Here is a 13,009-nt window from a genome sequence, read left to right as displayed (position 1 = left end):
CTTCAAATTTAATCATCAAATGAGCCATAGTTTCATTCCAATTTGGAAGACTTCTCAGGTTAGCTATATTCCCCTAATTTACGAACGTTTATTAGTGACGAAGCGATTATTTCATAAATTATGGTACTTTATTTTACTTTTCTGCTATAATAAGCTCATTATAAACAGTAATCATATGAATAATGGTAAACCATTAGTTAGTTTTGATTATGCTATCAAATATCTTCTAAAAGATAAAGGGGGTTATAGTATAGTAGAAGGCTTTATCTCTGCTCTTCTTAAAACTAAGGGGTATAAAGATGTTAAAATAATATCTCTTCTTGAAAGTGAAAGTAACAAAGAAGATAGTAAAAGCAAAAGAAGCCTAGCTGATTTAATCGTTGAAGATGACGAACGCCATAAATATATTATTGAAATCGAGCGTAATGTTCAGGAATCATTTATCCATAAAGCTTGTTTTAATACTTCAAGACTTATCGTGGATAACCTTGCACAAGGAGCGGACTATACACAAATTATCAAAATATTTCATATTTCTCTGCTTTATTTTCCTATAGGTAACGGCACTGGCACTATTTACCATGGTAAAACTATCATTCACGAAATAGAGACTAATGAACGTTTAACTGTTCATATTAAAAATAAAGAAACTGATGAGATTTTTGATGCTACCAATATTTTACCGGAATATTTCTATATATCAGTGCCACTGTTTAATGATCGTCTAGAAAAAGAGATCGATGATTGGCTGCATGTCATGAAATATGATGAAGTGCCAAAAAATTATCATTCGCCTTATATGACGCAAGTAGCAGAAAAGCTTAGTATTCTAAGAATGACCTCTGAGGAAAGGGCAAGCTATTTCTATTACCAGAAACAGATTTATACTGATAGAGATGAACTAAGAACTGCTGAAGCAATAGGAGAAGCTAGAGGGGAAGCTAAATTAATAAAAATAATGATAAATAATGGTAACTCTATTGAAGAAGTGGCTAGAATGACGGGATTATCTACTGCTAAGATTAATGAATTACTGAAAGTACAGTAAGATGCTAATGAGGTTAGCTATCTAAAAACAACTAACCGACATGATATAAAAGGATAATTTATGAACCAAACAACAAATCATCACAACACGCCTAAAGGTATACAAAGATGGATTTTCTCTACCAATCATAAAGATATTGGTTTGATGTATATTATATTCGCCATATTTGCTGGGATCGTTGGGGGATTATTTTCTGTTATTTTTCGGCTAGAATTAGCAATGCCCGGCGGACATATACTGGGAGCTAACTATCAATTATATAATGTATTAATTACTGCTCATGCAATAATTATGGTATTTTTCATGATTATGCCAGCTTTATTTGGTGGGTTTGGTAATTACTTCGTGCCAATTTTAATAGGTGCACCAGACATGGCTTTTCCAAGGCTAAATAATATAAGTTTTTGGCTACTTATCCCTGCTTTTATGTTGTTAATGCTTTCAGCTTTTGTTGATGGTGGTGCAGGTACTGGCTGGACACTTTACCCGCCTTTGAGCAATTTAGTAGGGCATCCTGGAGCGGCTGTCGATATGGCTATTTTAAGTTTACATATTACGGGACTATCTTCTATTCTTGGCTCAATTAATATGATTGTCACTATCTTTAATATGAGAACTGATGGTATGGGGTTGTTTGAAATGCCTCTATTCATTTGGTCAATTCTGGTCACTGCTTTCTTGCTGATACTGGCAATCCCAGTACTAGGCGGTGCAATAACCATGTTATTAACTGACCGGAATTTTGGTACTACTTTCTTTAAACCTGAGGGGGGCGGAGATCCAGTATTATTTCAGCATTTATTTTGGTTCTTTGGTCATCCAGAAGTATATATCGTAATATTACCGGGGTTTGGTATAGTCAGTCAGATCATTTCTACTTTCTCCCGTAAACCGATATTCGGTTATTTAGGTATGGTGATAGCTATGGTAATTATAGGGTTTGTCGGTTTTATAGTTTGGGCTCATCATATGTTTACTGTTGGTCTTTCATATAATGCATTAATCTATTTTACTGCTGGTACGATGATTATTGCTGTGCCTACTGGCATTAAAATATTTAGCTGGATTGCTACAATGTGGGGAGGATCAATTACTTTTGAAACTCCTATGTTATTTTCCATAGGGTTTATCTTGCTATTTACTATTGGTGGAGTTACCGGTATAATATTATCAAATTCGGCAATCGATAGAATTCTACACGATACATACTATGTGGTAGCGCATTTTCATTATACCATGTCGCTGGGGGCTTTGTTTACCGCATTTGCTGGGTTCTATTATTGGTTTGGTAAAATGTCAGGACGACAATATCCTGAAATGATGGGTAAAATTCATTTTTGGATTACTTTTATTGGCGTTAATATGACCTTCTTTCCTCAACATTTTCTAGGATTGGCTGGAATGCCAAGGAGGATACCGGATTATCCGGATGCTTTTGCTGGCTGGAATATGGTATCATCTATCGGAGCAGTGATTTCCTTTATCGCAGCTCTTTATTTTGTATTCATGGTTATTTATACTATGAAATATGGCAAAAAATGCCCGAATAATCCTTGGGGTGATGGAGCGGATACTCTTGAATGGACAGTTTCCTCTCCCCCACCATTCCATACTTTTGAAGAGCCTTCTAAAATTTAATATAGGAAGTAATTTTATGAGTGAACATATATATTGTGGCTTCTGGCGAAGAATCTTAGCTTATTTGGTTGATGGGATTATCTTGATATTACTTGCTATCTGTTTAGTCCCAGGATGTGGTGGTTAGGGTTAATAATAAATTTATTTGGATCAGATGTCCATGTTTTTATGATAAATTCATAAGGAGTTAAACCTTTAAGAGCTTTAAGTCTTTTTGCGAAATTGTAGGCATTGATAAAATCATATAAATGTTGTTTAAGTTGCTGATGATTGTCATAATAAAAACGTTTAACAGTTGCCTCTTTAATAGTACGATTCATACGTTCTACCTGTCCATTAGTCCATGGATGATTAACTTTTGTTAGCCTGTGTTCAATATTGTATTCATAGCAAATACGATCAAAAATATGCATCCAAGCATGCTTATCTACTGTTCTGTTAGTAAATTGAATACCATTATCTGTCAAAATAGTATGAATTTTATAAGGTATAGCTTTAATTAAATTACGAAGAAATTGTGCTGTTTCTGTCTTGGTACATCTTGGTAAAAGTTCTACATACACAAACTTTGAAGTGCGATCAATAGCAACAAATAGATAGAGTTTACCTTCTTCTGTTTTGACTTCAGCAATATCTATATGGAAATAACCAATTGGATAAAGTTTAAACTTCTTCTTGGTTTTGTTATTTCCTTTTACTTCCGGTAACCTACTAACATTATGGCGTTGAAGAAGTCTATGTAAAGAAGATCTAGTAAGCTTGGGAATACTGACTTGTAAAGCATATAAGCAATCATCTAAAGATAATAAAGTGTGTTTACGAAATGCTATACACATAGCTTCTTCTTCAGAAGTTAATACTGTAGAAGATGGTTCTTTGGGACCCATACAAGTATCTTGTAATGTAGTTCGTTTCTTCCACTTAGCAACTGTTTTAGGATTAATAGAATATTTTCTTGCTAAAGTCTTTAAGCTCTCTTGACTATTTTGGATTGCGAAACGTATTGCCTCTGTCGTTTTGGCACAGCCGTGTAATATTTGTCCCATAATTCCTCTCTTGATGGTAATTCTTTATAATATACACCATTACACCCTGGGACTAAACAGCTATCATGCTCTCTTTAGCGGTGATAATAATAGCAATATTATTATTTGATACATCTGTATTTGGTGATAATTCCTTGATTGATAATATATTTAATGATCTTAACATGTTGGTTATCTTCTTACCAATCGTCTTCTATACTCCAATATTCGAGTCATCTTCAATGCAAGCAACTCCCGGCTGCTATCTCTTTGGTATGAAAATCATAAATAAAAATGGTAGGCGAATAGGCTATTTTAAATCTTTTTCTAGAGTAATATCAACAAATTTAGCGTGTCTATCTATCTTTACGTTCATCTTATTTGGAATTGGAAATATTTTGTGTATAATGCTTACTGATGAGAAAATGTTTATACATGATTGGGTTTTTGGAACTAGAATGATACGGCGATAAAGTTAGTACTACAGTTGTAGTTTAGTATTAGTTTGGTAGTGACATAAACGATCTAGATATTGGTGTTTGCGTCGCCAAAAGGAGGAAGCCAGTATAAATTCTTTCGTTAGTGATATCGACTCTTTTATGACAAAGTAATAATTTTCTCTTAGAGAAGTTATTGCTAATGTAGAGGAACTATTGTATCATAAGAATTATGGTATGTTAGATAACCCGATTAGTCTTTATCCGGATAATTTTGTCATCCCTAGCTACGTCAGGGCTGGTTATATATACAGAATTCTTCAACGTCATTGCGAGAATCCACTTTAGTGGCGACGAAGTAATTGTAAGTTGTTATTCCTGTGAAGATAGGAATTTATAGAACCATGTGTTCGCAGGAATGGCACAAAATAGGGTTACTTCGACGACCTTATGTCTCCTCGCAATGGCGTAGTTTGGTAACCAGCTTAACTAGAGTACTAGTGTTCCTACGCGGAGATGACATCTTTTTTGTCTAAATAGGACAAATGGATAAATAATAATCGGGTTATCTATAGTAGTTTAATAACTAAAAATTAAGAAATTATGGCAAGTAATATAACAGATGATTCTTTTGACCAAGAAGTTTTAGAATCTACTACACCTGTATTAGTTGATTTTTGGGCTGAATGGTGCGGACCATGTAAAATGTTGACACCTATTCTTGAAGAATTGAGCAAGACATTGGTAGGCAAGGTAAAAATTGTTAAAATGAACATAGAACAAAATCCTAATATACCTTCAAGTTTAGGTATTCGTGCTATACCTACGATGATTTTATTCAAAGATGGTAAACAACTAGCTACTAAGACTGGATTATTCCCCAAAAGTACTATTGAAGAATGGATTAATTCTTCAATAAATACTCACCTTACGCATGGCATTTAAAAATCACAGGGAAAACAGTCCGGCGTCATTGCGAGAAGCCACCTTGGTGTGACGACGAAGCAATCCAATGAATGTGGATTGCCACTACACTCATGTGGTCTCGCTAATAGCGTCTTGTACTTTCCTGCAATTTTTAAATTGTCATGGGGGTTATGCGTAAGGTAAGATAAAAACATAAATCATGTTTTTTTACTAAAGCTTTCCGCCTACGCAGGAATCTTAATTTACAATTGCTTCGTCGGCTCATACCTTCTAGCAATGATGTGTTTACTATGGACAAAACCTTCTCGGATTAGCTATATATGACGTCTAAACTAGTATCTATAGAGATATTTGATGGTTTTGTTGAAGGAGTTAATAATCAACAACGAGTAGAAAGCTTAAGGCGTTTTTTTATTAAAGGAGGCAAGCTTTTCCCTTCATCAATTCCTATCTTGAATAATATAAATTTTTCTTGTCAAATGGGTGAAAAAATTGCCTTTATTGGTAGCAATGGTTCAGGTAAAAGCTCTTTACTTAAGGTAATTGCTGGAATTTATCCATTAAAGTTTGGAAAAATTAAAGTTCATGGCAATTTTGCTGCTATTATTGAGACGGGAGTAGGATTTGAGTTAGAGCAAACTGGTAGAGAAAATATCAAAATGCTTATGCTTTATAATAATATGTTAAGTCGTTATAGCAAAGAATTAGAGCAAGAGATTATAATTTTTTCTGAGCTAGGGAGTAAAATAGATTTACCAGTAAAAAATTATAGTTCTGGTATGTTATCAAGGTTAGCTTTTTCTGTATCTGCTTTTCAAGATGCAGATATTCTCTTGCTAGATGAAGTATTTGCTGCTGGTGATAGTCATTTTGTTGAAAAGTCGACCAATTTTATGAAAAACAAGTTACAAAATATACCAATTTTAATATTAGTAAGTCATCAAGAAACTATTATTAAGGAGAATTGTAATAGATGTGTATTATTAAAAGAAGGTAGTATTGTTGCAGATGGTCATCCAGATGAAATAATAAAACTTTATAATAGTGGGGATTACTAATGATAAAGTATTTTTTTTCCAAAAAATACTGGTTGTCAATAATGTTATTAACCCAGGCTTCTATATCTCGTCAAAATAAAGATTCTTTTTTGGGTTCGTTATGGGGGCTAATTCAACCTTTTGTCCATATAATAATCATTTCATTTTTTTTTGGATTTTTACTTAAACTACCAAGAGAAACAATGGTTGTGAATTTAGTTGGAGCTATACCACTATGGACATTTATTGTTACTAGCTTAAATATATCATCAAATTCATTAACTAGCCGTAGTGGAATTATAAAAAAGATAATAATTTCTAGAACTATTTTTCCTATATCGGATAGTTTAGTACAAGTTTATAACCTAATTTACTCGTTTGGAGCTATGTATGTAGCTTTTATCATCTTATATCCTGAAAGATTTAGTATAAATATATTGTTTGTACCAATTCTTGTCTTCCCGCTGATTATTTCTGTATGTAGTAGTTCTATTGCCTTTGCATTTTTAACCCCATATATACGTGATGTTCCGCAAATGTTGAATCTAATTTTGAGTGTTGTATATTGGACTATACCAATAGTGTATCCATATTCTATGGTGCCAGAATCAAAAAGAATATTTTTTGAAATTAACCCTGTTTTTCTGGTCATAAGACCAGTTCAATTCTTAATAACAGAGGGAGTACTACCTGATACATTTATGATTATCAAGTCTGTTATTGTAGCTGTCATTTGTGCATTTTTCAGTTATCTTGGCTATAGGTTTTTTGCTAAAAATGTTATCTATTATATATGACAGCAATCCAAAAGACTAGAAGTGGATTGCTTAGTAGTGCTTACACACTCCTCGCAATTACATAGAGGCCTCTATAATAATGTCAAGAACTTATTCGGGTTATCTATAATTGGTTGTGTTGATTTTTTTAAAAGAAATGATTACAGAAAATAAAATTATTTTACGCTTTATAAGTTGGTTAAGTTGTCTATAATCCGATTTAATTAAATTTATTTGATAAGATATAGATGAGTAAACCTAAGTCCGTTTTTTTATCAGCAATCTCAGGAAATATACTAGAATATTACGATTTTACAGTATACTCTGTATTTTCATCAGTTATTGGTCGCACATTTTTTCCTGGAAAGTCAGAATTTATACAAATAATGTTAAGTCTTTGTGTATTCGCGGTAGGGTTTGTTACTAGACCAATAGGCGGTATATTTTTTGGTTATGTTGCAGATAAATATGGTCGGCGTATCTCCTTGATTATTTCTATGCTTGGTATGACTATACCAACATTCACTATGGGGTTAATCCCTTCTTATTCTAGTATAGGAATTTGTGCACCAGTAATATTGCTCATAATGCGTCTGTTACAAGGCTTGTGCATTAGTGGAGAAGGAGCTGGAGCGGCTATTTTCATTCTAGAGCATCATCAAAATTTACGTCCAGGTTTTACGGCTGGTTTAGTGAATGGTTCAAATATTGCTGGTACGTTAATTGCTATTCTTGTAGGAATTATTATTGAGCAATATTTTCATCATCTTGATTTTGCTTGGCGTTTTGCATTTTTATTAGGTGGGGTTCTGGGGTTGGTTGGCTTTTATTTACGTCTTCGTGTATCAGAGACCCCCATTTTTAAAATGTTAACCGAACAGAAAAAAACTTTAAAAGCTCCTTTTATCAACGTAGTTAAAACAGCTTGGAAAGCAATGTTTTTAACATTTTGTATTGGGGCATTTGCCAGTAGTGTAGTATATTTAATAAAAACTTATACCTATGTATATTACTGTGATGTTATGCATTTTGATAATACAACTGCCCTTGTTTATTCATTATATGCCAATTTCATAATGATGATATCTATGCCATTATTTGGTGGATTAACTGATATTATTGGAAAATTTAAAGTGCTGGTTTTGGTAAGTATAGTGATCTTAATATTAGTTCTACCTACCCTATTCTCTATGTCAGCACCGTTAATATGGCAACAAATTTTAGCTCTAACTATCTTGGGTATTCTTGGTGGAGCAATAGCTGGAACAGCCTATAGTGTCATTATAGTGCTATTTTCTCCTGAACAGAAATTTTCTGGGGTAGCTTTTAGTTACAATCTGGGTATTGCCATGTTTGGCGGTACTTCTGCTGTTATTTCACGTTGGCTTGTTGAAGAAACAGCCTTGTTTTATGCTCCCGCTTTTTATATTATGACCACTTCTAGTATATTTTTAGTTATCATTTATTTTATGAGAAATGAAATAAGGCGATTAATTAAAAATAATAGCTATATGAGAGAAGTAAACTAACCGTTAAGATTTTAGTGATCTGCCCGTCATTTTCTACGTTTAACAACACTATGGGGGAATTATATATGCCAAGTTATAGAGAATTAAAGGAGAGTTTAGATGCAAAGATAGCATTGGTAGAAAAAAAAATTGCTATTATAGACGATTTGAGAATCAACAAGGATAAACACGCTACTACAGAGCAAATGGAACTGTTAAAGCCTGGAGATCAAATGCATCCAGAAGAAATTGCTTTAGCACTTCAAGCAAAATCCAATGCCCGGGCAGAACATGGCATAAATTACCAACCTGTATTAATTACGAATCAAGATAGTCTAAACAAGCTTAAAGCCGTAGTGCAACAAAAATACGACTCTAAACAACCATGTCACTATGACCTTATTCTGCAAACAAAAGGACATCATAGCACACCTCTTCAGATAGATTCTGATGGTGATACTATAAAATTATTTTGTACCGATGCTGCTGGTCTGAAAAATCATCTGTATCATTTTTGGGGTATATTAGATATCGCTGAATCAGTTAAGATTGATACTAATATATACTTTGATGGTGGTATACAAACATCTAAATTTGGCTGTGCTACTTTTAGTATTCAGGATTTAAATACTATGTCAAATCTTGATCCTAAGAATTTGGAACAACATTTGTTACCAGCATCTAATAAAGGGAAAATACCAAACCTCCACCCACGTTTTGTTAAAAATGCTCAGAGTAGCAAAGCAATAAGAGATAATCTTACTAACGAAGAGAATAAAACAATCATAGTTAGTAAAAACAAAACCCTTGAACAGCATGTAGAAGATTATTCAATAACGGTTGAAGTTGCAGAACAAGATACAGGGGCAATTACAAGAAAAAAACAAAACCGTGCTATTGATTACAAGACTCTAAAATATCTTAAATCAGCTAGGGATGAGCTTGATGAAATATATAAAAAAGGCAGGGAGCAAATGGTTCGAAAAGTAATTGCCGAGAGAATGGGTGGTATTATTTTTGACCCAAAGCCTGCTCAGGAACTGACAAAAGCTGATAAATATAAAATAATGCAATCGACAAAAGATATTTTAACTAACAATAAAGATATAATATCGTTTAATAATGAGATGGATAAATTCATTGATCAATTGACCGTTGATAAAATTGGCAAACAGGCAACTGATCAAGATAAACAACAAATAAGAGAAAGAGTTGAAGCAAAATTAGAGAAAATTATAGCAAAATCACCGGAGAAGGACATTTATACGCAAGCATTACAGCTAATGAAGCAGAAAGATACCGTAAAAGATATAGGAAATATTATATGTCGTCAGCAACATAATAACGGTAACAATAAGGACGCTTCTCTACCTAGAGTTCAACAAGCAAAACATAAGACAGAATATAGACATTCAATATAAAAAAATTATTTTTTAAAAAGTCTTAGTGGAAGAAAATTTTGGAGTATACTATAAATGGCTAAAAAAATATGATAACTAATAAAGAAAGGGCGATAACATGGTTCAGTAATTTACGCGATCAAGTATGTAGCGAATTAGAGAAAATAGAGCTTGAATATAGTGAGATGAAAGGTTTAGTACCTGCAAAATTCATACGAACACCCTGGGATAGAAAAAGCGGTGGTGGTGGAGTGATGTCTGTAATGCGTGGTAACTTATTTGAGAAAGTTGGGGTGAATATTTCTACAGTTTTTGGAGAATTATCTCCAGAATTTAGTAAAAATATACCTGGTACGGAGAATAGTAGGAAATTTTTTGCTACTGGTATTTCTATCGTAGCTCACCTTACTTCTCCACTAGTGCCGGCAGCCCATTTCAACACTCGCTATATTGAAACTGCTAATCGTTGGTTTGGCGGTGGTGGTGACCTGACGCCATTTTATCCGGATGAAAATGAGACGGCAAAATTTCATACTGCTTTTAAACAAGCTTGTAATAAACATGATCCGAATTATTATCCTAAATTTGCAAAACAATGCGATGAATATTTTTACTTAAAACATAGAAATGAACCAAGAGGAGTAGGAGGTATATTTTATGATTATTTAAATACTGGAAATTTTAATAATGATTTTTCTTTTACTAAAGATGTAGGACAAGCATTTTTAACAATATATCCTGAAATTGTTAGAACAAAAATGTTTCTACCTTGGAGCAAAGAGCAAAAAGATTATCAATTAGTGCGTCGTGGCAGATATGTTGAGTTTAACTTATTATACGACCGTGGGACATTATTTGGCTTAATGACAGACGGTAATGTTGAAGCAATATTAATGTCTCTGCCCCCAGAAGTACGCTGGTAGCTTATAATCCTTTAGTCTTGTATGGTATCATTGTGATTTAAGAAATTTATTTTATATAAATATACTCGCTAGGCCAGTTTGTTTGTGCTATTATTCCTTAATAAAGTTTATAATATGTTTCTAACATAATGAAATTAACATGACAATTGATTAAAGAATTATTAGAAGATAGTGGAGAAGTAATCCTTATCACTAGACCAGGACGGTGGGGTAAGGGTTTGAATATGAGTATGCTCTAGAAATTCTTTAAGATAGAAGTAGATGAAAGAGGTATACCTTTACCCGAAGAGGGTAGAGTAAATAACAAGTTATTTATCGGGGGTGAAGTAGATTTAGGTTTTGACGAAACTAAAGAGCTAAAATCCTTAAAAATTGCAAGTAATGCAAGTGCAATGAAGCGTCAAGGTCAATTTCCTGTGATTTTGCTAAATCTTAAAGATGTAAAAGGTAGTAGTTACCAAGAAATAGAAGAGGAGATAAGAAGTCAAGTTATAAAATTATTTGTTAATCATAGCTATTTAAAGCAATATACAACAAAAGATACAAAATTATTAGATGAAGTACAAAAGAACAAGTTAAATCAGTATTTTGCAGGAAAACTTAACAAAAAAGATTTAAAGGATAGTTTACGTTTTAAAAGCTTCATCTGCACTATAAATGGCATTATTACATTGAACTGCTTATTCTACCATTAATCGTGACTTTTAAATCGCCCTAATTTAATATATTGTACATTTATCTTGACAAAACACTAGTTATAATGCTATTTAATATAGCTCAGATTGGGAAATGGCAACAGTAATTCTTGTGCTATTTCCAAGTATAATTGTAATTAATAAAGATATATAACGTGAAAACTTATTCTGCAAAACCATCGCAAATTCAAAAGAAGTGGTGGGTTATAGATGCTAAAGGTCTTGTATTAGGTAGGCTTGCTAGTGAAGTAGCCAAAATCTTACGTGGTAAACATAAGCCTTCCTTTACCCCTCATTTAGATTGTGGGGATTATGTAATAATAACTAATGCCAAACATATTTGTTTAACAGGTAAAAAATCATCTCTTAAAGATGGTAAAATTTATTATCGTCATACTGGTTTCCCGGGTGGAATAAAAGATACAACTGCTGGAAAAATTTTGGCTGGTAAGTATCCTGAGCGTGTCGTTAAACTCTCTGTAAAAAGAATGATTACAAGAAATGTTCTGGGATCAAAGCAGATGAGTAACCTATATATCTATGCAGAAAATGAACACCCACATGAAGCCCAACAACCAGAGTTTTATGATTTTGCAAGCAAAAATACAAAGAATAAAAAATAGTGAATTATGACAACATTAAAGCTTCAAAGCGAAAACACCAAAAACGCTACAGTTCATAGTAAGTTAGTTAAGCAAAAAACGTCTGTAGAAAACAGTGATAATAAAGTTTATGGTACTGGTAGAAGAAAAAACGCAATTGCCCGAGTTTGGTTAAAAAGTGGTAGTGGTAGGGTAATTGTTAACAACAAAAATGTTGAGCAATATTTCACTCGTGAAGCTCATACCAAATCTCTCTTACAGCCATTTGTTGTAACGAAAACTTCTGGACAATATGATATAATATGTACTGTTAAAGGTGGCGGAATGTCAGGGCAAATGGGGGCTGTATTACATGGTGTTGCTAGAGCCCTTGATAAAATTGCTCCAGAATTTCACAGTATTTTACGTAAATCTGGTTTCTTAACTAGAGACTCAAGAGTTGTGGAACGGAAAAAATATGGTAAGCATAAGGCTAGAAAAAGTACTCAGTTCTCTAAACGTTAAAGTTTTTCTATAGCTCTATTAACAAAATTTTAATAGAGCTTATCTTCCTGAGGCTCTTTCCATCATGGCGGGGTAGCTCAGTTGGTTAGAGCAGCGGAATCATAATCCGCGTGTCGGGGGTTCAAATCCCTCCCTCGCTACCAACTAACTTTAAGGATTACAAACTGTAGTTCAAAGTTCTCTGTCTAATAAATATATTAGCAGCAATTATAAATTCAGAAATAGTAGTTTAAGATTAAAATACAACGTTAATTACTAATTCACCTTACGCATAATATTAGCGTCAAAGTCTTTTCATGGCAATCCGTATGATGGTCATACATTATCGCAGACTGTAGAGGTTGTAAAAAAATTAATTCTTCATGCCCTAACTTATCGTTGGAAAAACGATTATATATCGGTTTATTGTTGGACTCATATAAACATATATCTAACCATTTTTTACTTACATTAGACCTATTATTTTACTCATGATATAATCTCCTCCGT

13 protein-coding genes and 1 tRNA gene are annotated in these 13,009 nt (G+C 33.2%); 13 read left to right on the top strand and 1 reads right to left on the bottom strand.

Annotated elements, in window-relative coordinates; all coding sequences use genetic code 11:
* Positions 1–175: 175 nt before the first annotated feature.
* Together AAGD39_RS01255 and ctaD are read left to right on the top strand one after the other, a co-directional pair.
* Positions 176–1,048 (top strand): Rpn family recombination-promoting nuclease/putative transposase, encoded by an 873-nt coding sequence (locus AAGD39_RS01255; protein WP_341756836.1) that lies wholly within the window; start codon positions 176–178, stop codon positions 1,046–1,048.
* A 60-nt stretch (positions 1,049–1,108) separates the two neighbouring features.
* Complete coding sequence (gene ctaD / locus AAGD39_RS01250) at positions 1,109–2,686, top strand: cytochrome c oxidase subunit I (RefSeq protein ID WP_341756835.1); 1,578 nt, start codon at positions 1,109–1,111, stop codon at positions 2,684–2,686.
* A gap of 95 nt (positions 2,687–2,781) precedes the next feature.
* On the opposite strand, the gene AAGD39_RS01245 is transcribed toward ctaD, so the two are convergent.
* A complete protein-coding gene (locus AAGD39_RS01245; RefSeq protein WP_341756834.1) occupies positions 2,782–3,732 on the bottom strand; it encodes an IS481 family transposase in 951 nt (316 codons plus the stop codon).
* A 65-nt stretch (positions 3,733–3,797) separates the two neighbouring features.
* On the opposite strand from AAGD39_RS01245, the gene AAGD39_RS07025 reads away from it, so the two are divergent.
* The 11 genes from AAGD39_RS07025 (at position 3,798) to AAGD39_RS01195 (ending at position 12,663) form a co-directional block, all read left to right on the top strand.
* The gene (locus AAGD39_RS07025) at positions 3,798–4,184 is read left to right on the top strand and encodes an RDD family protein (protein ID WP_375359794.1); all 387 of its coding nucleotides are present in this window, start codon (positions 3,798–3,800) and stop codon (positions 4,182–4,184) included.
* Positions 4,185–4,751: 567 nt separating this feature from the next.
* Positions 4,752–5,093 carry a thioredoxin gene (gene trxA, locus AAGD39_RS01240; RefSeq protein WP_341756833.1) on the top strand — a complete coding sequence of 114 codons (342 nt, stop codon included), beginning with the start codon at positions 4,752–4,754 and terminating at the stop codon, positions 5,091–5,093.
* A 302-nt stretch (positions 5,094–5,395) separates the two neighbouring features.
* Positions 5,396–6,133, top strand: coding sequence for an ABC transporter ATP-binding protein (locus tag AAGD39_RS01235; protein ID WP_341756832.1), 738 nt, complete (start codon positions 5,396–5,398; stop codon positions 6,131–6,133).
* Positions 6,133–6,909 (top strand): ABC transporter permease, encoded by a 777-nt coding sequence (locus AAGD39_RS01230; RefSeq protein WP_341756831.1) that lies wholly within the window; start codon positions 6,133–6,135, stop codon positions 6,907–6,909. Before AAGD39_RS01235 ends, AAGD39_RS01230 begins: the two co-directional genes overlap by 1 nt.
* 227 nt (positions 6,910–7,136) lie before the next feature.
* Positions 7,137–8,417 (top strand): MFS transporter, encoded by a 1,281-nt coding sequence (locus tag AAGD39_RS01225; RefSeq protein ID WP_341756830.1) that lies wholly within the window; start codon positions 7,137–7,139, stop codon positions 8,415–8,417.
* A gap of 65 nt (positions 8,418–8,482) precedes the next feature.
* Complete coding sequence (locus tag AAGD39_RS01220; protein WP_341756829.1) at positions 8,483–9,817, top strand: hypothetical protein; 1,335 nt, start codon at positions 8,483–8,485, stop codon at positions 9,815–9,817.
* 68 nt (positions 9,818–9,885) lie between these two features.
* Positions 9,886–10,719, top strand: coding sequence for an oxygen-dependent coproporphyrinogen oxidase (gene hemF / locus AAGD39_RS01215; protein WP_341756828.1), 834 nt, complete (start codon positions 9,886–9,888; stop codon positions 10,717–10,719).
* Positions 10,720–11,111: 392 nt separating this feature from the next.
* Complete coding sequence (locus tag AAGD39_RS01210) at positions 11,112–11,414, top strand: hypothetical protein (RefSeq protein WP_341756827.1); 303 nt, start codon at positions 11,112–11,114, stop codon at positions 11,412–11,414.
* Between the two features lie 155 nt (positions 11,415–11,569).
* Positions 11,570–12,037 carry a 50S ribosomal protein L13 gene (gene rplM / locus AAGD39_RS01205; protein WP_341756826.1) on the top strand — a complete coding sequence of 156 codons (468 nt, stop codon included), beginning with the start codon at positions 11,570–11,572 and terminating at the stop codon, positions 12,035–12,037.
* Positions 12,038–12,043: 6 nt separating this feature from the next.
* Positions 12,044–12,520: a 30S ribosomal protein S9 gene (rpsI, locus tag AAGD39_RS01200; protein WP_341756825.1), complete on the top strand. Its 477-nt coding sequence runs from the start codon at positions 12,044–12,046 to the stop codon at positions 12,518–12,520.
* Between the two features lie 66 nt (positions 12,521–12,586).
* Positions 12,587–12,663: transfer RNA gene (locus tag AAGD39_RS01195), tRNA-Met, on the top strand.
* Positions 12,664–13,009 lie beyond the last annotated feature (346 nt).

Source organism: Candidatus Tisiphia endosymbiont of Nemotelus nigrinus (genome assembly GCF_964026475.1).
In the GTDB taxonomy this organism is placed as follows: Bacteria; Pseudomonadota; Alphaproteobacteria; order Rickettsiales; family Rickettsiaceae; genus Tisiphia.
Note: the sequence above shows the minus strand (reverse complement) of the source record. Positions and strands in the feature narration are given on the sequence as shown.

What these genes read in the sequence shown, in the direction of transcription:
- AAGD39_RS01255 (WP_341756836.1), top strand. Translation starts at nt 176, where the DNA reads ATGAATAATGGTAAACCATTAGTTAGTTTTGATTATGCTATCAAATAT.
- ctaD (WP_341756835.1), top strand. Translation starts at nt 1,109, where the DNA reads ATGAACCAAACAACAAATCATCACAACACGCCTAAAGGTATACAAAGA.
- AAGD39_RS01245 (WP_341756834.1), bottom strand. Translation starts at nt 3,732, where the DNA reads ATGGGACAAATATTACACGGCTGTGCCAAAACGACAGAGGCAATACGT.
- AAGD39_RS07025 (WP_375359794.1), top strand. Translation starts at nt 3,798, where the DNA reads ATGCTCTCTTTAGCGGTGATAATAATAGCAATATTATTATTTGATACA.
- trxA (WP_341756833.1), top strand. Translation starts at nt 4,752, where the DNA reads ATGGCAAGTAATATAACAGATGATTCTTTTGACCAAGAAGTTTTAGAA.
- AAGD39_RS01235 (WP_341756832.1), top strand. Translation starts at nt 5,396, where the DNA reads ATGACGTCTAAACTAGTATCTATAGAGATATTTGATGGTTTTGTTGAA.
- AAGD39_RS01230 (WP_341756831.1), top strand. Translation starts at nt 6,133, where the DNA reads ATGATAAAGTATTTTTTTTCCAAAAAATACTGGTTGTCAATAATGTTA.
- AAGD39_RS01225 (WP_341756830.1), top strand. Translation starts at nt 7,137, where the DNA reads ATGAGTAAACCTAAGTCCGTTTTTTTATCAGCAATCTCAGGAAATATA.
- AAGD39_RS01220 (WP_341756829.1), top strand. Translation starts at nt 8,483, where the DNA reads ATGCCAAGTTATAGAGAATTAAAGGAGAGTTTAGATGCAAAGATAGCA.
- hemF (WP_341756828.1), top strand. Translation starts at nt 9,886, where the DNA reads ATGATAACTAATAAAGAAAGGGCGATAACATGGTTCAGTAATTTACGC.
- AAGD39_RS01210 (WP_341756827.1), top strand. Translation starts at nt 11,112, where the DNA reads ATGAAGCGTCAAGGTCAATTTCCTGTGATTTTGCTAAATCTTAAAGAT.
- rpsI (WP_341756825.1), top strand. Translation starts at nt 12,044, where the DNA reads ATGACAACATTAAAGCTTCAAAGCGAAAACACCAAAAACGCTACAGTT.